Annotated in this window: 25 protein-coding genes and 1 tRNA gene; 21 read left to right on the top strand and 5 right to left on the bottom strand. The window is 69.5% G+C overall.

What is annotated here, in order from left to right:
- Window positions 1-59 precede the first annotated feature (59 nt).
- Genes O4J56_RS04715 through O4J56_RS04705 form a run of 3 tightly spaced genes read right to left on the bottom strand, consistent with a single transcriptional unit; the run spans window position 60 to window position 1,020 of the window.
- On the bottom strand, window positions 60-431 hold the full coding sequence (locus O4J56_RS04715) for a hypothetical protein (RefSeq protein ID WP_270683825.1): 372 nt from the start codon (window positions 429-431) through the stop codon (window positions 60-62).
- A complete protein-coding gene (locus O4J56_RS04710; protein ID WP_270683824.1) occupies window positions 428-694 on the bottom strand; it encodes a hypothetical protein in 267 nt (88 codons plus the stop codon). The genes O4J56_RS04715 and O4J56_RS04710 overlap by 4 nt, the downstream gene beginning before the upstream one ends.
- Window positions 694-1,020 carry a recombinase family protein gene (locus O4J56_RS04705; RefSeq protein ID WP_270683823.1) on the bottom strand — a complete coding sequence of 109 codons (327 nt, stop codon included), beginning with the start codon at window positions 1,018-1,020 and terminating at the stop codon, window positions 694-696. Before O4J56_RS04705 ends, O4J56_RS04710 begins: the two co-directional genes overlap by 1 nt.
- A 141-nt stretch (window positions 1,021-1,161) precedes the next feature.
- On the opposite strand from O4J56_RS04705, the gene O4J56_RS04700 reads away from it, so the two are divergent.
- Complete coding sequence (locus O4J56_RS04700; RefSeq protein WP_270683822.1) at window positions 1,162-2,166, top strand: helix-turn-helix domain-containing protein; 1,005 nt, start codon at window positions 1,162-1,164, stop codon at window positions 2,164-2,166.
- A 27-nt stretch (window positions 2,167-2,193) separates the two neighbouring features.
- Window positions 2,194-2,267, top strand: a tRNA-Ile gene (locus O4J56_RS04695).
- On the opposite strand, the gene O4J56_RS04690 is transcribed toward O4J56_RS04695, so the two are convergent.
- Window positions 2,249-3,148, bottom strand: coding sequence for a 1-aminocyclopropane-1-carboxylate deaminase/D-cysteine desulfhydrase (locus tag O4J56_RS04690; protein WP_270683821.1), 900 nt, complete (start codon window positions 3,146-3,148; stop codon window positions 2,249-2,251). The genes O4J56_RS04695 and O4J56_RS04690 overlap by 19 nt on opposite strands.
- 586 nt (window positions 3,149-3,734) lie before the next feature.
- Here O4J56_RS04690 and O4J56_RS04685 point away from each other — a divergent pair.
- From O4J56_RS04685 to O4J56_RS04595, 19 genes are all read left to right on the top strand, one after another.
- Window positions 3,735-4,109, top strand: coding sequence for a hypothetical protein (locus O4J56_RS04685; protein WP_270683820.1), 375 nt, complete (start codon window positions 3,735-3,737; stop codon window positions 4,107-4,109).
- Window positions 4,110-4,411: 302 nt separating this feature from the next.
- On the top strand, window positions 4,412-4,951 hold the full coding sequence (locus tag O4J56_RS04680) for a hypothetical protein (protein WP_270683819.1): 540 nt from the start codon (window positions 4,412-4,414) through the stop codon (window positions 4,949-4,951).
- 38 nt (window positions 4,952-4,989) lie between these two features.
- Window positions 4,990-5,631 (top strand): SAF domain-containing protein, encoded by a 642-nt coding sequence (locus O4J56_RS04675; protein ID WP_270683818.1) that lies wholly within the window; start codon window positions 4,990-4,992, stop codon window positions 5,629-5,631.
- Window positions 5,628-6,362: a hypothetical protein gene (locus tag O4J56_RS04670; RefSeq protein WP_270683817.1), complete on the top strand. Its 735-nt coding sequence runs from the start codon at window positions 5,628-5,630 to the stop codon at window positions 6,360-6,362. Before O4J56_RS04675 ends, O4J56_RS04670 begins: the two co-directional genes overlap by 4 nt.
- Window positions 6,359-7,669, top strand: coding sequence for a CpaF family protein (locus O4J56_RS04665; RefSeq protein WP_270683816.1), 1,311 nt, complete (start codon window positions 6,359-6,361; stop codon window positions 7,667-7,669). Before O4J56_RS04670 ends, O4J56_RS04665 begins: the two co-directional genes overlap by 4 nt.
- Window positions 7,657-8,538, top strand: coding sequence for a type II secretion system F family protein (locus O4J56_RS04660; RefSeq protein ID WP_270683815.1), 882 nt, complete (start codon window positions 7,657-7,659; stop codon window positions 8,536-8,538). The genes O4J56_RS04665 and O4J56_RS04660 overlap by 13 nt, the downstream gene beginning before the upstream one ends.
- Window positions 8,535-9,425 (top strand): type II secretion system F family protein, encoded by an 891-nt coding sequence (locus O4J56_RS04655; protein ID WP_270683814.1) that lies wholly within the window; start codon window positions 8,535-8,537, stop codon window positions 9,423-9,425. Before O4J56_RS04660 ends, O4J56_RS04655 begins: the two co-directional genes overlap by 4 nt.
- Before the next feature lie 13 nt (window positions 9,426-9,438).
- Window positions 9,439-9,615 (top strand): hypothetical protein, encoded by a 177-nt coding sequence (locus O4J56_RS04650; RefSeq protein ID WP_017626876.1) that lies wholly within the window; start codon window positions 9,439-9,441, stop codon window positions 9,613-9,615.
- Window positions 9,612-9,995 carry a TadE/TadG family type IV pilus assembly protein gene (locus O4J56_RS04645; RefSeq protein WP_270683813.1) on the top strand — a complete coding sequence of 128 codons (384 nt, stop codon included), beginning with the start codon at window positions 9,612-9,614 and terminating at the stop codon, window positions 9,993-9,995. The genes O4J56_RS04650 and O4J56_RS04645 overlap by 4 nt, the downstream gene beginning before the upstream one ends.
- Complete coding sequence (locus O4J56_RS04640; RefSeq protein WP_270683812.1) at window positions 9,992-10,423, top strand: TadE/TadG family type IV pilus assembly protein; 432 nt, start codon at window positions 9,992-9,994, stop codon at window positions 10,421-10,423. Before O4J56_RS04645 ends, O4J56_RS04640 begins: the two co-directional genes overlap by 4 nt.
- Window positions 10,420-10,818, top strand: coding sequence for a pilus assembly protein TadG-related protein (locus O4J56_RS04635; RefSeq protein WP_270683811.1), 399 nt, complete (start codon window positions 10,420-10,422; stop codon window positions 10,816-10,818). Before O4J56_RS04640 ends, O4J56_RS04635 begins: the two co-directional genes overlap by 4 nt.
- Before the next feature lie 14 nt (window positions 10,819-10,832).
- Window positions 10,833-13,328, top strand: coding sequence for an OmpA family protein (locus O4J56_RS04630; protein WP_270683810.1), 2,496 nt, complete (start codon window positions 10,833-10,835; stop codon window positions 13,326-13,328).
- Between the two features lie 660 nt (window positions 13,329-13,988).
- Window positions 13,989-14,228, top strand: coding sequence for a hypothetical protein (locus tag O4J56_RS04625; RefSeq protein ID WP_270683809.1), 240 nt, complete (start codon window positions 13,989-13,991; stop codon window positions 14,226-14,228).
- A 34-nt stretch (window positions 14,229-14,262) separates the two neighbouring features.
- Window positions 14,263-14,628 carry a hypothetical protein gene (locus O4J56_RS04620; RefSeq protein ID WP_270683808.1) on the top strand — a complete coding sequence of 122 codons (366 nt, stop codon included), beginning with the start codon at window positions 14,263-14,265 and terminating at the stop codon, window positions 14,626-14,628.
- 273 nt (window positions 14,629-14,901) lie between these two features.
- Window positions 14,902-15,426 (top strand): hypothetical protein, encoded by a 525-nt coding sequence (locus O4J56_RS04615; RefSeq protein WP_270683807.1) that lies wholly within the window; start codon window positions 14,902-14,904, stop codon window positions 15,424-15,426.
- 118 nt (window positions 15,427-15,544) lie between these two features.
- On the top strand, window positions 15,545-15,877 hold the full coding sequence (locus O4J56_RS04610) for a hypothetical protein (protein WP_270679804.1): 333 nt from the start codon (window positions 15,545-15,547) through the stop codon (window positions 15,875-15,877).
- 44 nt (window positions 15,878-15,921) lie between these two features.
- A complete protein-coding gene (locus O4J56_RS04605; RefSeq protein WP_270679805.1) occupies window positions 15,922-16,434 on the top strand; it encodes a hypothetical protein in 513 nt (170 codons plus the stop codon).
- A gap of 17 nt (window positions 16,435-16,451) precedes the next feature.
- Window positions 16,452-17,645, top strand: a complete 1,194-nt coding sequence (locus O4J56_RS04600; protein ID WP_270683806.1) for a DNA polymerase III subunit beta — start codon at window positions 16,452-16,454, stop codon at window positions 17,643-17,645.
- A gap of 81 nt (window positions 17,646-17,726) precedes the next feature.
- The gene (locus O4J56_RS04595; RefSeq protein ID WP_270683805.1) at window positions 17,727-18,608 is read left to right on the top strand and encodes an N-6 DNA methylase; all 882 of its coding nucleotides are present in this window, start codon (window positions 17,727-17,729) and stop codon (window positions 18,606-18,608) included.
- On the opposite strand, the gene O4J56_RS04590 is transcribed toward O4J56_RS04595, so the two are convergent.
- Window positions 18,609-18,998, bottom strand: a complete 390-nt coding sequence (locus tag O4J56_RS04590) for a hypothetical protein (protein WP_270679808.1) — start codon at window positions 18,996-18,998, stop codon at window positions 18,609-18,611.
- Window positions 18,999-19,234 lie beyond the last annotated feature (236 nt).

Raw genomic sequence — 19,234 nt, 5'->3', positions numbered from 1 at the left:
CGGGCGTTCCTGCGCCGGTCCATAGGAGGCCGGTGTGGAATGCGGGGCTCACGTGGGGCTCACGTGGGGCTCACCTCCCCTCCGGTCAGAGCGGGCTGCCCTGCCGCTTCGGCGAGCAGCGCCTTCAGGACGGCGGGAGAGGGGACCGGACGCAGGCCTGGCTGTCCGGGCGCTCGGGGTGCGGCCCAGACCCAGCGGATCACCCCGTTGGGCATCAACGTGTCCGCGCCGAACACCCAATCGGCGCCGTAGACCCTGCGGAGTTCATCGAGCTCGCCGTGGACCCTCAGGGCGTCACGCAGCATCGACGCGGTGGGGGCGATGACCGACTCGACGCGTCCTGGCAGCTCAGGGTGAGGGCGGTGCGCGACGTGAAGCGCCTTGTACCGGTCGCTGGCGGACTTCACCCTCGCGATGTCCCACCCGCTCATCTCGACAGCACCGCCACGATCGCCGCCATCTGTTCGGCGTTCAGCAAGCGTCCGGCGCGTTTCCCCGGGTGGCGAAGCTTGTTCCGAAGCTCGTCAGGGGAGTCGGCCATAACGGTCGGCTCGATGTCGTCGTCAACCGTGCGGGTCGCGACCAGAGTGCGTCCGCCGCGTGAGCGCCAGATGCGCCAGTGGGGGAATTCGAGCTCGAGCCGCTCAGCCTCGCTGAGTTCGTCTTCGAACCCGGGGGAGGCCGACGTGTCCATCACTCCTCCTCTCGCATCACAGCCGACTGCGCGCCCACGTCCAGCAGATGCCCGCCCGCCTCCTCGATCTCCAGACGGATCAGCTCCTGAAGCGACTCCAATCGCGCCAGGTGATCGAGCGACGGCACGATCACCACTGCCCCAGGGGCGCTGCGTACCGCCTTCATCAGCTCGGCGTAGCCGCTGGTGCCCGGCCGGTCGATGAACACACGGTCGAGGTGGTGCCCCTCGCGGGCGGCCAAGGCCCGCAACCGGCCGACCAATTCGGCCACTGCGGTGTCCGGAACGGCTGCGCGCGCAGCCAGGAAACCGAATGCGGCAGTCACAGGAACCTCCTTGACGTGCCTCAACGATGGCCGCCGTAGCCCTTGGTGGTGAACCTGGCGCTGCGGGGAACATGACGGGTCATCTCTCCCTGCCTGGCCGGGAGATTGTGACCTTGCTGCAGGCCGCGCTACCGTCCCCGCATGCCCCCCGCCCGAGCCCGCAGCCGACGCAAGCAGCAGGCGCAGCTGGCTGAGCGCCTACGTGCCGAAGGCCGTTCATGGGGCGAGGTCGCCCATGTCATGCGAGAGCGCTACCGGGTGAACGCGCGCGTGGGCATGCGCCTGGCGCGCGGGTGGTCCCAGCGCCAGGTCGCCGAGATGTGGTCCGAGAGGTGGCCGGCCGATCGCAAGAGCGACAAGGCGATCAGCTACTGGGAGCTCTGGCCCGGGCCCACGGGATACGAGCCGTCCCTGACGGTCCTGGGGCGGCTGGCCGAGCTGTACGAGTGCCACATCGTCGACCTCCTCGCTGACGGTCCCGACCACCGCAGCGGCGACGGCGCGCACCGTTCACACGCGGCTCTTGCCCCGCTGGCAGGCGAGGCCGACGAGCGAGCGGTCGAGAAGGCCGCCGAGCAGGTCGCCGCCCTGGAGGTACACGAGATCGCGGCCGCCGTCACACGGTGGACTGCCCGGCTCGGGGAAGGGCGGCGCGGCCCCATCTTGAAGCTGTCCGCTGCCCTGTCGCTGGCGGCGACTCTGCCGGACGATGCCGAACCGGAACCGGATCCCGCCCCGCCGGGGCCGGACTACACCGGGGTGTGGAGGTCGCGCTACCTCTACACCAGCAGCAGCCGGGGCCCGCAACAGGGCGAGCACTACGTGGTGTTGCGCCAGGACGGAAGTCGCCTGCTGGGGCAGTCGCTGCCGCACACCACCGGCTCCCGGCTCGAGCTCACGCTGACCATCTCTGGGATGGTCGCCTCCGGCACGTGGTCGGAGAAGACCTCGCCGACCGGGCACTATCGCGGCGCGGAGTACCACGGCACCTTGCAGCTGCTCGTGAACCCTTCCGGGCGCGAGATGGCCGGCCGGTGGGTGGGGTTCGGGAAGAACTTCAAGGTGAACACGGGGGAGTGGGACCTGACCTGGGTTGATCACGCGGTGTCGCAGCGGGTCGTGCGCGAGTACCACATGCGCCTCTGAGGGGCTCGGATCGTTAGGATCAGCTCCGGGGCGGTAGCTCAGCCGGTTAGAGCAGCGGACTCATAATCCGTGGGTCGCGGGTTCAAGTCCCGCCCGCCCCACTTTCCGCTGGACCGGTGATGACGGCGACGAGTGTGGTGCCGGGCGAGAACTCGCCGTTGGCGGCCATCTCGTAGATGCCGGCCAGCATTTTCGCGACGTAGGTCAGCTCAAGGCGAACGCCGTGCCGTGCCTCGAAATCGGTGGCGAACACGTGTAGCTGCGGCGGGTGCTTGGCGAATCCTCCGAAGTGATAGCGGGTCTCCACCCGCCAGTTCGCAGTGGTGAGCCCGGCCTCGGCCTGGAGCCGCTGCACCTCGTCAGTGAGGAAGTCGCCTTTGAGGGCTGAGAACCCGATGGCGTGCACGCCGGGCGGGGCACCGGCTGCGATCCCGGCGAGGGTTCCTCCGGTCCCGGCTGGGCAGCAGATCACGTCGTAGGGGGCGGTGATCTCCCCCGGGACGTCCATTGCACCGCGCACCGCCAGGGCATTGGAGCCGCCCTCGGGGATGAGGAAGAAGTCCCCGTGCTCGCTGTGGAGGCGGTCGACGACCTCGGTGCTGTGCTTCTCGCGGTAGGTCTGGCGGTCCATGAACACCAGCCGCATGCCGCGCTGCTCGCAGTAGGCCAGCGACCAGTTCCTCGGCTTGGCCGCGAGCTCGTCGCCGCGCACCACGCCGATGGTGTCCAGCTTGTATTGGGCGCCTGCTGCGGCGACCGCCCGCAGGTGGTTGGAGTAGGCGCCGCCGAAGGTCAGAAGGGTGTGGTAGCCGAGCTCGCCTGCATGTTCGAGGTTCAGTCGGAGCTTGCGCCACTTGTTCCCCGGAACCTCAGGGCTGATGAGGTCGTCCCGCTTCAGAAGCAGGCGTACGTCGCCCAGCCGTTCGTCGTCCACCTCGACCAGTGGAGAGGGGAGTTGGAGGCGCAGGGGCTCAAGCGGCATGCCGCCAGCGTAGCTACTGCATCGGTCGAGATGGGGCTGGGCTGGGCGGTGGTGCCATCCCACGGCTTCGAAGGGGGATGAAAGCGCTGGCTTACCTGGAGTCTCCGCCTTCGATGTGTGTCGATAAGGGGGCGATTGAGTAATTGCTGGCGGTTCATCCATTTATTTCTCAGTTGGGTCCTAGGTGAGGAACCGTGCGTTCGTGGCCGAGTTGGCCGTCTCCTTGGCTTTTGGTCATTTTTACGTGACGGAGAGTCAGATTTGCTTCGTATGGTGTTCGGCTCTCTAGAGATTACTGTTTGTATCTGAGGGTTCTTGAGGAAGGCTTACCTCTTGGTAAGAGCGCTGTAATGGGCCCCCATCTGGAGGGTTCCTATCTTTGACCGCTGGTGGTGTGCGCGTTACCGTCGGTCTTCCTTGGCTGACGCTGCAATTGCTGATGAGGTAGCTGATGACTTCGCCTCGTGTTGCACTCGCCGTTCTGTTCGTAGGGGGTGTAGCGGCTTGTACACCCGCCACAGAGGAGTCGAAGCAGCCGGAGCCTCCTTCCGAGTCGCCGACTCCTGTATCGGATGAGGAGGCGGCCGTGGGGGCCTACACGGATATGTGGAATGTGGTGATCGAAGCTTCGCACTCGGGCGATCCGGATCCACGGGAATTGGAGGATCATGCTTCAGGGGACGCCTTGGAGTTGATGCGGCAAACCCTTCAAGGAGCGAGTGATGATGGGGTCACCGTGGTTGGGGAGCCTATGCTCGCACCAGAAGTCACCGAATCATCTGAGCGTGAAGTGACGATCCTCGATTGCGTCGACGACTCAGAGTGGGTGGAACAGGAGACGGACCAGAGTCCGTCGGCAGAAGCCGAACCAGGACCGCGCAAGGTGGATGCGACCGTTTCCAATGACGGCTTGGTTTGGCGTGTCTCCGAGTTACGTATCTGGGAGCAGGGGTCGTGCTAAGACGATGTGCGGTCGGAAGCACCGCGGTCTGCTCTCTGGCCCTGGTCCAGGCGGCCCCGGCATTCGCCGACGATCCATCCTTCTTGGGACGGGCCGAGTGCGGGACCCAAGGCGGTCCCGGCTGCGACGTCAGCGCTGAGTCAGGGGAAGGCACGCCGGGGCGGCCCGGTGGGGGATCTGGTGGTGGTGCCTCCAGCGAGAACGGCAGCGGCAGCGGATCCTCGAGCACGGGCGGAGCCTATGCCGGGACGGTGTGCACGGAACCAGGCGCGGCCGTTCAGGACTGCACCACCACTCTCGCGGTGCCTGGTGGAGGAGCCGGTGGCGGCGGTGATGACGGCGAACCGGCCTTCGACCCCGTCGCCCTCGCCGACCAAGCCCGCGACGCGATGCATCTGCCCGGTCCCGGTCTGAACTCCTCCCCAGGAGCGGACGCCCCGGTACTGGTGCAGGTCCCGGTCTGGCTTTGGGTCGACGAAGCGGCATGGGAACCCGTGATCGCCGAAGCAGAAGTCCCCGGCGGTGCCGTCTCGGTGACTGCGACCCCGACGTCGGCGGACTGGTCCATGGGCGACGGCGAGGTCGTCACCTGCTCCGGGCCCGGTCGCCCCTATGACCCCGGGCGCGACGATCCCGCCTCCGCCTCTCCCGACTGCGGCCACACCTACACCCGTGCCTCCACCGGCGACTACACGGTCGAGGTGGAAGTGACCTGGTCGGTGAGTTGGGAGGCGACCGACGGTACCGGCGGTGAACTCGCCCCGCTGTTCACCGAAGCCGACACCGAGGTGGACGTCGTGGAGTCCCAAGGCCTCGTGCAGACGCGAGCCGCCGCCCCCTGAGACCCCGCGCCCACGAGAGTTGTCGAAGGAGTACGGCAATGACGCAACCAGACGGCCGTGGCTCAAAGCTCCGGCTTAAGGCCGGGGCGTGCCGATGGCGCCGACTGGCCGCAGGGCTGGTGCTGATGGCACTCGGCGCCGTCGCAGCCGGCGCCGCACTCGACCGGAGCGACGACCGAAGCGGATACGTGGCCGCCGCACGCGACCTTCCTGCCGGGCGCCTCCTGGAATCCGGCGACCTGCAGGTGGTTCACATCGCCGGTGCCGACGCGCTTTCCGCCGTCCCTGTCGAAGAGCGCGACGGCCTCGTCGGCCAACGCCTGTCCACCGCGGTGCCCGAACGGTCGCTGATCCCCTCCGGAGCCGTCACCGCCGAACCCGCGCACCTGGAAGATGGGGAGGCCGTCATCGGCGCAGTTCTGTCGCCCGCGCAGTTCCCCGCCTCCCTCCAGGAAGGCGCACAGGTCTCGGCGATCATCTCCGAACACGGCGACGGTGAAGGCGACGCCGAGACCACCGGCGTTCCGGCGAGGGTCCAGGCCATCCACGCTTCGACCGGCGATGGCTCGGAGTCCACCCGCGTCGAGCTCGTCGTCGACGCCGCCGATGCTGCTCGCGTCGCCCAGGCCGCCGCAGCCGAGGCCCTGTCGGTCGTTGAAGTCGGCGGAGGCGTCCCGTGACCCGCCTGGCCGCGGTGTGCTCGCTCAGCGGCGCGCCCGGGGCCACCACACTCGCCCTGGCCCTGGCTGCCGCCTGGCCCGAACCTGAGACCGCGACCGTGATCGAGGCCGACGCCTCCGGTGGAGACATCGCGGCCTGGCGCCACCTTCCCGCCTCCCCCGGACTGGTCGAGCTCGCCGCCGCCTCCCGCCTCGACGGCTCCCAACGCCGTGCCCGGCCCGAGAACTTCACCCAGGTCCTTCCCGGCGGCCTGCGGGTGTGCACCGCGCCGTCGGCCGCCGACCGCGCCGCCAACGCCGTCGCCCTGTTGGCCGAGAACACAGAGGCGTTGACCTCGGGGAACGGGATCGTGGTCGCGGACCTGGGGCGGATGGCCCCGCGGTCGCCAGCCGTGCGCCTGGCCGCCGCTGCCCACGCAACTCTCCTGGTCGCCAACGACGACGTCGCACACCTCAAACGGGTCCGAGACGCTCTTCCCGCCCTGAGGGCCGGGATCTCGAATCTCGAGTTGGCGGTCACGACCGGCCCGCACGACGACGCGGCCCTGCAAGAAGCCATAGGCGCGCCAGTACGAGCGCGCATCCCCGCCGATCGCCCCTCCGCGAGCCTGCTGCGCGGCGACTCGGTACCCCCGCGTCGATGGAGCAGGCGGCCCCTGCTCGCCACGGCCCGGCGGCTCGCGGGCGAGCTCGACTCGCAGATGAACTCCAGGCGGGTGAGCGCCCCATGAGCACCGAGGAACTGGTGGCCCGATGGGTCCGCTACACCAGCGGTGAAGCCCTGCGCCGCCTCAGCGCGACCGTCAACCTCGACGACGCGGAAACCCCCGAGGACTTCGCGGCCCGGGCCGAGCGCGTCATCCGCGAGGTCCTCGACCAGGCCGCCCAACGGGCGCTGGCCCGCGGTGACCGGGTGCTCAGCCGCGAGGTCGAGCAGCGGGTCCTGCAAGCGGCCCTGGCCCAGGTATGCGGCACCGGCCCCCTCCAGGACCTCCTGGACGACCCCGACATCGAGAACATCAACCTGACGGGAACGCAGGTGTGGGTCCGCTACGCCGACGGGCGCCGCGAAAGGCGCCCGCCGATCGTGGCCACACCTGACGAACTGGTCGCCCTGGTGCGCCGGATCGCCTCCGAATCCCCTGCGGGGGAGCGCCGCTTCGACCCGGCCGCCCCGATCCTCGACATGCCCCTGCGCGACGGCTCCCGGATGAACGCCGTGATGGACGTGGCCCACACCCCCTCGGTGTCGATCCGCCGCCACCGCCACCGGACCACCACCCTTCGCGAACTCCGCAAGCTGGGCACGCTCGACGACGCGGCCGCCGGACTGCTCGGCGCGGCGGTGCGCTCCCGCCGCAACATCGTCATCACCGGCGGTACCGGAGCCGGAAAGACCACCCTGCTGCGGGCCCTGGCGTCCCACATCCCACCCGATGAGCGCATCGTGACCATCGAAGACGTCCCCGAACTCGGCCTGGAGCGCGACCCCCACGCCCACCCGGACGCCGTCGCCCTGCACGCCCGCCCACCCAACGTCGAAGGCGCCGGTGAGGTCACCGTCGCCGAACTCGTCCGGGCGGCCCTGCGCATGAGCCCGGACCGGGTGATCGTGGGCGAGACCCGCGGCCACGAGACGGTCCCGCTGCTCAACGCGATGAGCCAGGGCAACGACGGCAGCCTGACCACCCTGCACGCCGCCTCATCGGATGGCGCGTTCGCCAAGCTCGGCGCTTATGCGGCCCAGTCGGCCGAACGCCTCCCACTCGAAGCCACCTGCCTGCTCATCGCCACCGCCGTCCACCTGGTCGTGCACATCTCGGCCACCCCCACCGGGGAACGCGTGGTCACCAGCATCCGCGAGGTCGTGGGCGCCGAAGGGCCGCGCGTGGCCTCCAACGAGATCTACCGCCGCTCCCGGGAGGCGGGACGGCTACCGGCCGCCCCGCCGAGCCCGCCCACCATCGACGTGCTCACCGCTGCGGGCTTCGACATCGCCCGCCTGGTCGAACCCGACATGCAGGGGTGGTCCGGGTGAACGCCGCAACCCTGATCGGCATCGCCGGGGGAGCGGCCCTCGGCGGCGGCCTATGGCTCACGCTCAACGGCGCCTTTGCCGCCGTCGAAGGCAACGCTCGTGAGCGCAAGGCTCTGGACGTCAGGAGCCTGCTTACCGACCGCCGCCGTGCCCTGCGTGCCGTGGGTGTCCTCGGTGCCGCAGCGGCGGCCTGGGCGGTGACCGGTTGGCCCGTGGCCGCCCTGCTCGCGGCCGCGGCGGCCTGGTGGCTGCCCGGCCTGCTGGGCCCCGACCGCGAGCACCACGAGCGGCTGGAGCGCATCGAGGCCGTGGCGGCCTGGACCGAACAGGTACGCGACCTGATGTCGGCGGCATCTGGCCTGCAGAGCGCCATCACCGCCACCGCTCCCATCGCCCCCGCCTCCATCCGGGAACCCGTGGTGCGCCTGGCCGAGCGGATCCGCACCGACCACCCGCACAAGGCCCTGACCGAGTTCGCCGAAGCCGTCGACACCCCCACCGCGGACCTGGTGGCCGCCGCCCTGAGCAACGCGGCCACCCGGCACGCGGCCGACCTCGGGGCGCTGCTGTCCGGGCTGGCCGAGGCGACCCGGGAACAAGCCGCGATGCTCGTACGCGTGGCCGCCACCCGGGCCCGGGTGCACACCGCGATGCGCATCATCACCGCCACCACCCTGGCCCTGGCGGTCCTCCTCCTGGTCTTCAACCCGACCTACCTGGCCCCCTACGACGGCGCACTCGGACAGCTCGTGCTGGCCGGCATCGGCGCGCTCTGGGCACTCGCCCTGACCTGGCTCGCCCGGCTGTCGAGAACCGACCTCGGACCACGCGTGCTGCGCGCCGAGCCCCATGCGCAGGTGAGCACATGAGCCCCCTCCTCCTCGCCGGGATCGGCGGCACGCTCATCGGCGCCGGAGCCTGGGTGCTCATCGCCATGCGGTGGGCGCGCCCGAGCCTGGCCGACCTCCTGACCGAGCCCCCACCACCGCGCCCCGCGCCCTCCGCGGTGTCGGCGGGCGGCTGGGCGGCCCGCCTCGGAAGCCGAGGGATCCCCGTGCTCGCGGCCATGGGGCTACCCACCAAGCGGACGCGCGCCCGACTCCTCCTCTGCGAGCGCGACATCCCCTCCTACCTGGCGGAGAAGACCACCACCGCCCTGGTCGGAGTGGCGCTCCCGCCCCTGGTCGGGGCAGTTGCAACGGTGGCCGGCGTGCCCATCGCGCCGCTGCCCGGCTTCCTGCTGTGGGCCCTGGCCGCAGGCGTACTCTGGCTGGCCCCGGACCTGTCCCTGCGCGACGAAGCCGCCAAACGGCGCACGGAGATGCGCCAGACCGTCGCCGCCTTCGCCGACCTGGCCGTCGTCGCCCTCGCCGGCGGCGCCGGAGTCAGCGGAGCCCTGGACGAGGCCTCCCGCACCGGGGGCACGGCCATGGCGCGCATCCGGATCGCCCTGCGCGCCGCCGCCCTGCGCCGCGACCCGCCATGGTCCGCCCTCCGAGAACTCGGAGACCGCTACGACCTGGACGAGTTCAACGAGATCGCCGCCAGCCTCCAACTCGCCGGAACCGACGGCGCCCGCGTCCGAGCCTCCCTGGCCGCCAAAGCGCGCTCCCTGCGCACCCGCCACCTGGCGGCCCTCGACGCCCAGGCCCAAGCCGCCACCGAACGCATGAGCCTGCCGGTCGTCCTCCTGTTCGCCGGGTTCCTCGTCCTCGTCGGCTACCCGGCGCTCAGCCTCATCCTCACCAGCCTCTGACGGAGACATCCCCATGCACCGCTCCCACACCGTGTTCCCGCTACGGCCCCGCCGCCCCGACTCGGGCTACTCCACCGAATCCGTCGTCGTCATCGCCCTGCTCGTCGGCCTGGCCATCGCGGTCTTCGCCGTACTCACCCCCGCCGTCACCGACAAGGCTGACGAGATCGTCAGCATGCTCTCCGAATGAGGACCGCACGCACCCGCAGCGACCGGGGCAGCGCGGAACTCGCCGTCGCCACACCCCTCCTTCTGCTTCTGCTGCTCCTGGTGATCCAGGCCGGACTGGTCGCCCACGCCTCACAAGTGGCCCAGTCCATCGCGACCACGGCCCTGGCCGAGGCCCGAGCCGTCGACGCCACCGACGCCGACGGCCAAGCCGCCGGAGAACACGCAGGAGAACAGCTCGGCGGGCGCCTTCTGCGCGGGCTCAACGTTGAGGTGCACCGCGACGACGAGGCGGCCCGCGTCGTCGTCACCGCGCAGGTCCCGTCCGTCCTACCCGGACTGACCTGGCCGATCCGACACGAGAGCTCGGGCCCCGTGGAGAGGTTCACCAGCCCGCCATGACCGGCCGCGAACTCCGACCCCAGGAAGAACAGCGGGGGAGCGCGGCCGTCGAGCTGGCGGTGCTCACCCCGCTGCTGATCCTGCTCGTCCTGCTGATCGTGCTGGCCCACCGCCTCACGACGGCGACACAGGCGGTCGACGCCGCCGCTCACGCGGGAGCGCGCGCCGCCACATTGGAACGCACACCGGAACAGGCGCGGCTCGCTGCTGAACAGGCCGTTGCGGACGCTCTGCGTACGCACGAGCTGAGCTGCAGCAGCCACACCCTGACCCTGGAGACGGGCGCCCTGGAACCCGGCGCCACCGTGAGAGCCGAGCTGACCTGCCGGGCCGACCTCAGTGGCCTCACCGGCCTCGGGGTGCCCCTCCACCGAGACGTCGAGGGCGAGGCCGACGCCGTGGTCGACGTGTACCGGGGGCGCCCATGAGCGGACGCTCCAGATCCGACGCCGGGCAGGTGACCGCCTTCGTCACCACCACCGCCCTCACCCTCGTCTTCGTCTTCGCCCTGGTGTGGGAAGGCGGATCGGCCCTGGCCGAGCGGAGCTGGGCCCTCTCCTTGGCGCAGGAGGCGGCCCGGGCCGGAGCACAGCAGATCGACCTGGCCGCCTACCGGGCCGACGAGGAGATCCTTCTCGACCCCGGAGCCGCCGAGCGCGCGGCCCGGAACTTCCTCGACCAGGCCGGAGCCGCGGGCACCGTCTCCGCCGGAGAGGACGCCGTCACGGTGACCGCCCAACTCGACTACGACTTCACGCTGCTGCCCCTGGGGAGCCGCACCCTCGCCGCCAGCGCGAGCGCCGCACCGCACACCGGCCCCTGAACCGAGGAACCCCCATGGCCCGACGCATCGTCCTGCAGACCGGCGCACTCCTCTTCAGCATCGCCGTCCTCGCCGGAGTCCCCTACGTGGCGACCACCGTGCTCACCTGGCCCCGCCTCGACTGGGACGCCGACAGCGCGATGGCCTACCTTCGCGGAGGCTCGCTTCCTCCAGGTGTGGCCACGGCGTTCGGCGTCGGCCTGTTGTGGGTGCTCTGGGGGCTGTACCTCGCTGCGACCGCCACCGAACTCTGGCAGCGCATGCGCAGCCGCCCGGCGCGGCGCCTGTTCGGCCCCCTTCAACTCCTGGCGGCCACCGCTGCAGGGGCCACAGTCAGCACACCGGTCGCCCACGCCGCCGTTGAGCCCGCAGCGACAGCCGACGCTGACGAGGGGGAGGTTCCGGTCGAGGAAGGGGCACCGCCGCCCGCCCCGGAAGGCGGCGCCCACGAGGAAGCGGGCCCCGAGGGCCGGGTCCATATCGAGCGGAACAGAGTCCTCAGCGGCATCGCCCTCGACTCCGCCGAACTGACGCCCGAGATGGAAGCCGACCTCGCCCCGGTCATCGCAATGATCCGCGACCACGGCGCCGCCGGAGTCCCCATCGTCGTCACCGGACACACCGATGCCAGCGGCGATCCCGAGTACAACCAGCAGCTCTCCCAACGACGGGCCGAATCCGTCGCCGAACACCTCACCGCCGAGCTGGGGCCGGACGCTCCCGAGGTCGTGGTCCAGGGCGTCGGAGCGGACGGCCTCCTGGACGACGCCACCGACTCCGGACAGCGCCGGGTCGAGATCACCTACACCGTCGCCTCCGGCCCTCCACCGGCCGCACGGACCCCTGAATCACCCGCGCCGGAGCAGCCTCCCGAACAAGCACCGGACGAGCGCCCCGTCGTCGTGGTCGAGATCCCCTCGGCCGCGACCGCAGCAGGGGTCGCCGCTGCCTCGGGCGTCGTCGCCGGCGCGACCGGGTACCTCCTCGGCCGCCGCCCACGCCCTGACCGGGACCGAGGCCCAGGGGAGGGCGATGAGGACGACTGGGACGAGAGCGAGGATGAGGCTCTTGCAGGCGCAGCCCAGGATCCCGCCCACGCATCGACCTCCCGGTGGTCACCACCCCCTCCGGTCGAGGCCGATTCGCCCACACCACAGCAGCAGGGGGAGACGTTCCCCCTTCGACGACTCCGCGGCGCCTTGGGGATCACAGGAGTCGGGGCACACGGTGCCGTACGAACGGTCCTGGCCATGGCCCTGCAGCGCGAAGGGCTGCGAGTCGTGCTCCCGGAGGACTGCCTCGTCACGCTTCTGGGAGATGTCGCCGCTGAGCGCGTCCGGGACGGCGCACCTCCAGGGATCCGTATCACGACGACCTTGAGCGAGGCCGTCGCCCACCTGCACGCGGAGATGCTCACCAACCTGGAGGACGACGAAGACGACGACCAAGAGCCCGTCGAGCCGCCGAACCGTGAAGCCGACGACGAGGGCGAGGTGAGCGTGCTCATCGCCGCTGCAGACCGGGAGGAGGCCCAACAGGTCGACGACCTGCTGGACGCTGGGGGAGCACCCGTGGCGGCCCTCGTCCTCAGCCGCTGGTCAGGGCGCGTCGCTGTAATCGACCACGCAGGCCACGTCCACAAGGGCGATGGAGATATCGGAGGTCTGGCGGGTACCGCCTGGCCGCTCACCACACGGGGACAGGTCATCGACGCACTCATCGACGCGCAACGAAACCGCCCCATTGACTCGGACAGCGAGAACGGTTCTGACGACGGCCAGGTGGCCGCAGGAACACAGGACGAGGGGCCAGAAGCCGAAGCACCTGAACGCCCCGTCCGCCTTCGTGTCCTTGGACGAGTCGGCATGACCGTAGGCGGCAAGGCGGCCGTTCCGCGGCGGCGCTCCGCCTACGAAGTCGCCGCCTACCTCGCGCTGCATCCCGATGGCGTCCGCCTCGAACGCGCGGTAGAGGACATGTGGCCCGAGGACATCGCGACGCGCTCCACTCGGCGCTTCCACGACGCGGTCAGCGCACTGCGCGGAGCCGTGCGCCAGACCGCCGCAAGCGACACCGCCACGGTCGTCCTGCACGACGACCACTACCGCCTCGATCCCGAGGCGGTGAGCACGGACCTGTGGGACCTGCACAAGGCCATGGGACCGGCCGGGGCGGCGGACGACCTGCTCCAGGCGACGGCGGACTACGAGGACTTCGCTGCTGACTCCGACTTCCGCTGGGCGGAGCTTCACCGCGAACGGCTACGGCAACGGCTGATCGAGGCCCTGCTCGCAGCGGCCGACGACTCCGAGCCGAACACGGCCGTCCGGCTTCTGCGGCGGGCGGTGCAGGTCGCTCCGCTCACCGAGCAGCCCCACCGCAGGCTCGTCACCTGCCTACTCGAACAAGGGGACACCAGGGCAGCTGCTACGGCGTTTACCACCTACGAACAGGCCATGCGAGAAATCGGAGCGGAGGTCGCACCTGAATTGCGCGCACAGCTATCATAGAAAGGCGAAAGCGTGAGGCGCGGCAGGGGTAACCCCCTTTCTCTTTTTCTTTGCTCGTGCGGTGCGTGTTGCCCTGGCGGGTCGTTCTGCCAGAGTTTCCACTCAGGGGTAATTGCTGGGCGAATGTCTTTGCTAATTGGTGTCCACTGAGGTGTCGAACGGGGTGCCTGCGGGGGCGGCTCTCCCTGAGGCGGTATGGCGGCCAAGGTGTAGCTGCTAGAAAATCGCTGGTCAGAAGGCATGTGAGGGTCGCCCGTGTGCCGCCCGACAGGTGCGGAGCATGGTCCGCAAACTCTGTCGGGATGGTGCGGTGGTGTGGTCGAATTCGTTCCCTGCTGCGAGCGGATTCACGGGTATGAATCGAGTACTGCGCCCCTTGTTCTTTCCTCGAGTTGCCTTCTTTGGTCGTCTTCTTGTGCTCTGTTGGAATCTTCGCTTTGCGGTTCGAATCATAGTCCGATGGGGGAGGGGTGCATGTCGAAGCTGCCGCTTTGGTTTCGATGTGCCGGCCGGAATTTTTTCTTCTTTCTCGTTAATTGATCTTCCGTGCGGGTATTAATAAGGGTGGCCAAGCAAAGGACTTTCACCCTGGAGAATGCTATGGCCTGGTACGGGCTGTGGTACGGCGGACCCGGGTACTCTCCGTCGTTCCAAGAGGACATGGAACGCTTCCCCTCACTGCAAGCAGCGAAGGACGCGTTGTGGAGTCGGACCTATATGGGCTACTCGCAGCGCCAGCACTTCGACTACGTCTTCCGTGAGCCGGAACGTGTTCTGACGCCTGCGGTCACCGAAGAAAGCTACATCGACCTCTACCGGTCGCCTGATGCTGATCTTTCCCTGATCGAGCGTCGCATCCTCTTCGGTCCGCGCGGCGGAATCCGAATCGAACCCTGCTGAACCCCAGTAGTTCGCACCCTAGGTGAGGTGTGCCATGTCGGAATTCATGATCGACGCATTCACCATCCTTCCCCACACGCTGATCATCGAACCCGCCGGATTCGAAACCTGCGGCGTGGTCCCCCGGGAATGCTGGTCCTACCGCCTCTACTGCGGTGACTCCCTCATCTTCGAAGGGAAGGACCTGCGGACCCCCGTGGGAGTTTCGGAAGACCAGGTCGCCGCGCGCGCACTGGGCTTCCTCACCCTGCGGCCCGGGGACACGGAGGACGAGTACTTCGCTGACTACAGCCAAGACCAGTTCGCGTGGTGCGAGGAGAACGCGGACATGCTCGGGCTGTGCCTGATCGGTGAAGGCGGCACCGAAAGGGACGACCTGTCCTGCTATCGCGTGGGATAAGCAAAAGGGGTGCCGACCGCCACAGTCAGCACCCCGAATCCGCCTTCCCGGTATCGGTTCAGAGTCCGCGAGTATCGCGGCCCCTGATCGGACACCGATTCAAGGCGGTGAATGCCGATGTGCAGGCAGCATCCCACGCTCACCCACGCGGACTACCCGCACGAACCCGGAACCCTGTACGACTGCCGCGCGTGCGAAGCCGAATGCCACTGCGGCGGCGAAGGAACGTGCGTCCACTGCGCGATCACCGCTGAAAGCGACAAGGGAGGAGACATGGCCCTGATCAGATTGCCGCACAGCGGCCTGGTCGTCCCTACCGAGAAAGTACGCGTAACGCAGGTGTCCAGCACGGACATCGGAACCGGAATCGCCTGGTCTGGAACGGTCCGCGACGGGCGGACCCTGCTGGGAGCCTTCACCAACGGTGGCCGCGGTGGCCCTACGCAGTTCCAAGAGGCCGATGCCGCCGGCGCGCGGCGCATGCGCGAGTTCATCGCGGCCTGCCGCACCGCCGATGGCGACCCTGCCGACGAAGAGGCCGTAGGTGAGGCGCTCACGGACGAACACGAGACGTCCAAGTCCATCGCCGCGGCACAGCGCCGCGGCCGGACCCTCATCCGGCACTACGACGACTTCGACATCCCGGGCTTCTGGGAGTCCACAGCGGATCCCGACCGTCCGGAGATGGTGCGCGCACTCGCCACCGAATGCGCCGCGCGCCACCCCGGCGTGGTTCGCGCCGAACTGTGGGACGTCACGTCCCGCGCCTGGATCGAGTTCTACCGCCGCACCGACTGACCCGCGCCGGGGCCGGTTCAGGCAAGGACCGGCCCCGCCACCTCCCTGTGAGGGGCGCCGGCGCGTGGGACGGCGGAACCTCCCACGCCTCCGACCCCGGTTCCTTCAAGGAGCTCGGATGGCTGTGCTCAGCATCGAGATCTTTCTTCGCGCCCCTGAGACCACCGACCCCGCGTCCCACCCCACACCCGATTGGCTCACCCGGACACTCGCCGAAGCCATCACCCCACTGACCGCCCCCGGATCAGCAATGCCAGTCATCGGCGCGATCGTCGACGCCTTCCCCGACGGCGACGGCGCACAGATCCGGGCCACCTGCCTAGCCGCGGACGGTGTCGAGGCGATGGACACGCTAGCGGCCCGGCTTGAGGCCGTCCTCATCGACTTCGCCTGCGTAGAGGGGTGGCACCTGCACGCAGGCCAGACCAACTGGCACTGCGCCGACAACTGAACCGGGGCGCCGACGGCGCCCCAAGCGACCGCCCGGGAGGATTGATGTTCCCCCTTCTCACCGTCAACGGAGCCGCGGTCAGCACGGACGATGACGTCTTCGACGTCGAGTCGATCGCGATCGAGTTCGACCACGAGAGCGGCAACTCCCACGCCTGCGCTGCCTGCGGTAACCCGATCGCACAGACGACCACAGGATGGATCGACGACGACGGCGAAGAGGAGTGCCCCGCGTCGGCCGACTCGCCCCCGACCGGTCACCAGGCCCAGCCGCTCCCGCTGAGCTGGTGCAACTCCGCCGCAATCCAGCTCGAAGAGGAACAGGACGCTGTCACCGTCTCGATCTCTGTCGGGGACCCGCGCGGCGCCTTCACCTTCACCATGACCCGCGTCCCCGAAGACGCCGATTCCGAGCTGGCCGGGTGCCTGCTTCTGCACATGCCGTACCCGAAGCAGCCCTTCGAGCACGCCCCCTTACAGGAGGTCCGCCCGGGGACCTACCTCGTCGGCTCCGCGCCGTCGCCGCTTCCTCGACACCTCGCCCACAGCAACGCGTGACCAGAAAGGGGAATCCGATGAACCCGACCGCTGCGCCCGCCCTCATGGGCGGGCCGGCGGCCGCCACCACCCGTGGTGAGCTGGCCGCCGCCCTGTCCGCCGCCGGCCTTGGCGTCCACTCGCGTCCGAGCCTGCCCGTGATGGGCGGTGTCCTGGTGGAAGCCGACGCGCACGGCGACGTGCACCTGACGGGCTGCCAGTACGAGTGCGCCGTGACGGTCGCACTGCCCGGCGCCGCGCAGGCTCCGGGCCGGATGGTCGTCGACCACTCCGAAGCCGTTCGTGTGCTCAAGGCGCTGGTCAAGGGAAAGGGGTGCGTGGCCGACGCAACGCCGATCATGCTCGCGGTCGAATCGTCGACCGCGGTCATGCGGGCCGACGGCTGCACCGTTCCGCTGACCACCTACGACGTCGACGAATACCCGCCGCTGCCGGACACCCCTCGCGGGAGCCGGGTCACGGTCGACCGGGAGCTGATCGCCTCCGAGCTGTGCCGCGTGAAGTGCGCCCGCGGCACGGACACGGAAGTACCGGCCACGATGGGATTCCACCTCGCCGGAACGCCTGACGGTGTCGAGCTGGCGGCCACCGACCGGTACCGACTCGCCGTCGCCCGCATCCCCGTGGTCGATACGGAAGGGCCGAACATCGAAGCGCTGCTTCCCGGCCCGTTCCTGGAGCACCTCATCAAGCACCTGACCGGGCCCACCGTCACCATCGGCCTGGAAGCGAACATCGCCTCCATCACCAGCGGGGATGTCACCGCCTTGGTCGGGCTCTCGGGGCTCGACTTGCCCAACTACCACCGCCTCCTTCACCTTCCAGGAGCACAGGCGGTCGTCGTCCCTCGAAAGGGCCTGATCGCCGCTGTGGAACGAGCCGCCGCGATCTGCGCGGCGAAGAAGGAGCGGTACCGCCACCTCGCCTTGAGCATCGAACCGAGCTCATGCGCGGTGACCCCCGTCCTCGACGACGCAGTGCGCGTCACCGCCCCGCCGGTCCCGGTGCGGATGGCGGGCAAGCTCGCCACCCCCTTCGAGCTGCAGTTCCGCGCGGACTTCCTCCGGGACGCCCTGTCCAGCTTCCACGGTGAGCACGTCGCACTCCACATCACCTCACCGGTCAAGCCCGTGCTGTTCACCGACGAAGACGGCGCCCCCGGTGAGCACCTGGCCTACCAGCACCTGCTCATGCCGGTTCGCACGGACTGAGCACGCCGGAGCCCGGGGGCGCGGCAAGGGCCCCGGGCTCTACGCACTTCTGGAGGACGCCTGTTCGGAAGGAGCAGGATCATGTCCGATTCACGACACGCACCTGAGCGTCGCGCGAAGGCGATCGCCGACGCGGTGGAGACCACATGGCATAGCGCCCATGGCCACGGCCGACTCGAAGTCCCCGCCTCGGTGGTCGCCGCGCTCTCGTTCCTCGCCCCGCCGCCTGACCGTCGCGCCGAGGTGGCCGACCGCATCACGGCGCTGGACACCGAACAGTTCACCGAGTTCATCCGACAGCAGTGGGAGGACTTCGTCCGCACCCGCCCTGACCTGACCACCCCCGCGTGGCCGCTGCTGGAGGTCTGGCACGGCCACCACCAGGCCACGGACGCCGTGCGCGAAGCCGCACGGGCCGCCGGCCGCGCGGCGATCGCGGCCGGCCAGTTCGAACTCACCGGGGTCCGGGAGACCCGCTGGGAGGTGGACCTGTTCGGCGTCCTGCTCACCACGATGCGGGGAACCAAGAGCGCCGCGGCACGGGGCCAGTACTACACTCCTGCGCCCGTCGCGGACGCTGCGGCGAGCCTGCTCATGGAGGACCTGGACAAGGCGCCGTGGGTCTACGAACCCACCGCGGGCACGGGCGGCATGCTGCGGGCCGCCGCCCAGACCATGCGCATCCGCGGCAGAGACCCGGCTTCGGCCGTGTGGCTGGCGACCGACATCGATCCGCTCGCGGTGGCGTGCGCGGCCGTGAACAGCGTCCTGTGGGAGCTCGGGCCCAAGGTGCTGCTCACCGTCTCCGATTCGCTCGCCGAAGACCTGGATACGGCTCTGGAGTGGGCAATCGGCCAGCGGAACGAGACCTTGGCGATCGCGGAGCGCTTCCGGGAGTACAGAGCGGTGGTCGAAGCCTTCCGGGCAGCTCAGGACCTGCTCAATCGGAACACTGACCTCTGATCACCGTGATTCGCGATTCTGCAGGACCAGCACCGCCCGGGCGATCTCTCCGTTGTAGGGGCAGCAACGAAGTGGCTTCAGAATGTCCCAGTTCCTGAACTGGGAGATCGCATGCTCGCTGGGCCCGCGCAACCGAGCGCGCCCGGAGTAGCTCGCCCTCTTCTTCCAGTACGGCTTGCCGCGTCCTTGCAAGGGCCAGAGCACAATCGGTGACAGGCTGACATACCCCGTGTCGCCCAGGCCGGACAGGACCATGGTCGCGATCCACCCGGCGATGTGGAAGGGCATCGGCGCAGCGCGGCCTCGAGCGAGAGGGCCCAGTCGGCCAGGAGGCGCGCGGTCTCGCGCGCCTACCGCCAGGCGGCTCTTCAGGCCCTCGATGCCGGACACTATTGGACGCTTCCTCGCCGGCGTGAAGCGCGGTGAGCTTTAACCTGCCCGCCAACCAGCAAGGGGCTCCATGCCAGCGGGAACCGGCGTGGAGCCCTTACCTATGTCGCGACCCGTTCACGCCACCCCCGTGGGGTGACACCCGGCGGCGCCCGCCACACCGTCGGGGCGGCGTCGACGCGGTGGCGCCCCTGACTTCGGGGCCCTGGCGGCCGGGTCAGTGTCGTGGTGTCGCT

It is taken from the genome of Nocardiopsis endophytica, from assembly GCF_027706725.1.
In the GTDB taxonomy this organism is placed as follows: Bacteria; Actinomycetota; Actinomycetes; order Streptosporangiales; family Streptosporangiaceae; genus Nocardiopsis_A; species Nocardiopsis_A endophytica.
Note: the sequence above shows the minus strand (reverse complement) of the source record. Positions and strands in the feature narration are given on the sequence as shown.

Excerpts from the sequence above, each read along its gene's own strand:
- O4J56_RS04715 (WP_270683825.1), bottom strand. The coding sequence starts at position 431 with ATGAGCGGGTGGGACATCGCGAGGGTGAAGTCCGCCAGCGACCGGTAC.
- O4J56_RS04710 (WP_270683824.1), bottom strand. The coding sequence starts at position 694 with ATGGACACGTCGGCCTCCCCCGGGTTCGAAGACGAACTCAGCGAGGCT.
- O4J56_RS04700 (WP_270683822.1), top strand. The coding sequence starts at position 1,162 with ATGCCCCCCGCCCGAGCCCGCAGCCGACGCAAGCAGCAGGCGCAGCTG.
- O4J56_RS04690 (WP_270683821.1), bottom strand. The coding sequence starts at position 3,148 with ATGCCGCTTGAGCCCCTGCGCCTCCAACTCCCCTCTCCACTGGTCGAG.
- O4J56_RS04675 (WP_270683818.1), top strand. The coding sequence starts at position 4,990 with ATGACGCAACCAGACGGCCGTGGCTCAAAGCTCCGGCTTAAGGCCGGG.
- O4J56_RS04665 (WP_270683816.1), top strand. The coding sequence starts at position 6,359 with ATGAGCACCGAGGAACTGGTGGCCCGATGGGTCCGCTACACCAGCGGT.
- O4J56_RS04655 (WP_270683814.1), top strand. The coding sequence starts at position 8,535 with ATGAGCCCCCTCCTCCTCGCCGGGATCGGCGGCACGCTCATCGGCGCC.
- O4J56_RS04650 (WP_017626876.1), top strand. The coding sequence starts at position 9,439 with ATGCACCGCTCCCACACCGTGTTCCCGCTACGGCCCCGCCGCCCCGAC.
- O4J56_RS04645 (WP_270683813.1), top strand. The coding sequence starts at position 9,612 with ATGAGGACCGCACGCACCCGCAGCGACCGGGGCAGCGCGGAACTCGCC.
- O4J56_RS04640 (WP_270683812.1), top strand. The coding sequence starts at position 9,992 with ATGACCGGCCGCGAACTCCGACCCCAGGAAGAACAGCGGGGGAGCGCG.
- O4J56_RS04635 (WP_270683811.1), top strand. The coding sequence starts at position 10,420 with ATGAGCGGACGCTCCAGATCCGACGCCGGGCAGGTGACCGCCTTCGTC.
- O4J56_RS04630 (WP_270683810.1), top strand. The coding sequence starts at position 10,833 with ATGGCCCGACGCATCGTCCTGCAGACCGGCGCACTCCTCTTCAGCATC.
- O4J56_RS04625 (WP_270683809.1), top strand. The coding sequence starts at position 13,989 with ATGGAACGCTTCCCCTCACTGCAAGCAGCGAAGGACGCGTTGTGGAGT.
- O4J56_RS04620 (WP_270683808.1), top strand. The coding sequence starts at position 14,263 with ATGTCGGAATTCATGATCGACGCATTCACCATCCTTCCCCACACGCTG.
- O4J56_RS04615 (WP_270683807.1), top strand. The coding sequence starts at position 14,902 with ATGGCCCTGATCAGATTGCCGCACAGCGGCCTGGTCGTCCCTACCGAG.
- O4J56_RS04610 (WP_270679804.1), top strand. The coding sequence starts at position 15,545 with ATGGCTGTGCTCAGCATCGAGATCTTTCTTCGCGCCCCTGAGACCACC.
- O4J56_RS04605 (WP_270679805.1), top strand. The coding sequence starts at position 15,922 with ATGTTCCCCCTTCTCACCGTCAACGGAGCCGCGGTCAGCACGGACGAT.
- O4J56_RS04600 (WP_270683806.1), top strand. The coding sequence starts at position 16,452 with ATGAACCCGACCGCTGCGCCCGCCCTCATGGGCGGGCCGGCGGCCGCC.
- O4J56_RS04595 (WP_270683805.1), top strand. The coding sequence starts at position 17,727 with ATGTCCGATTCACGACACGCACCTGAGCGTCGCGCGAAGGCGATCGCC.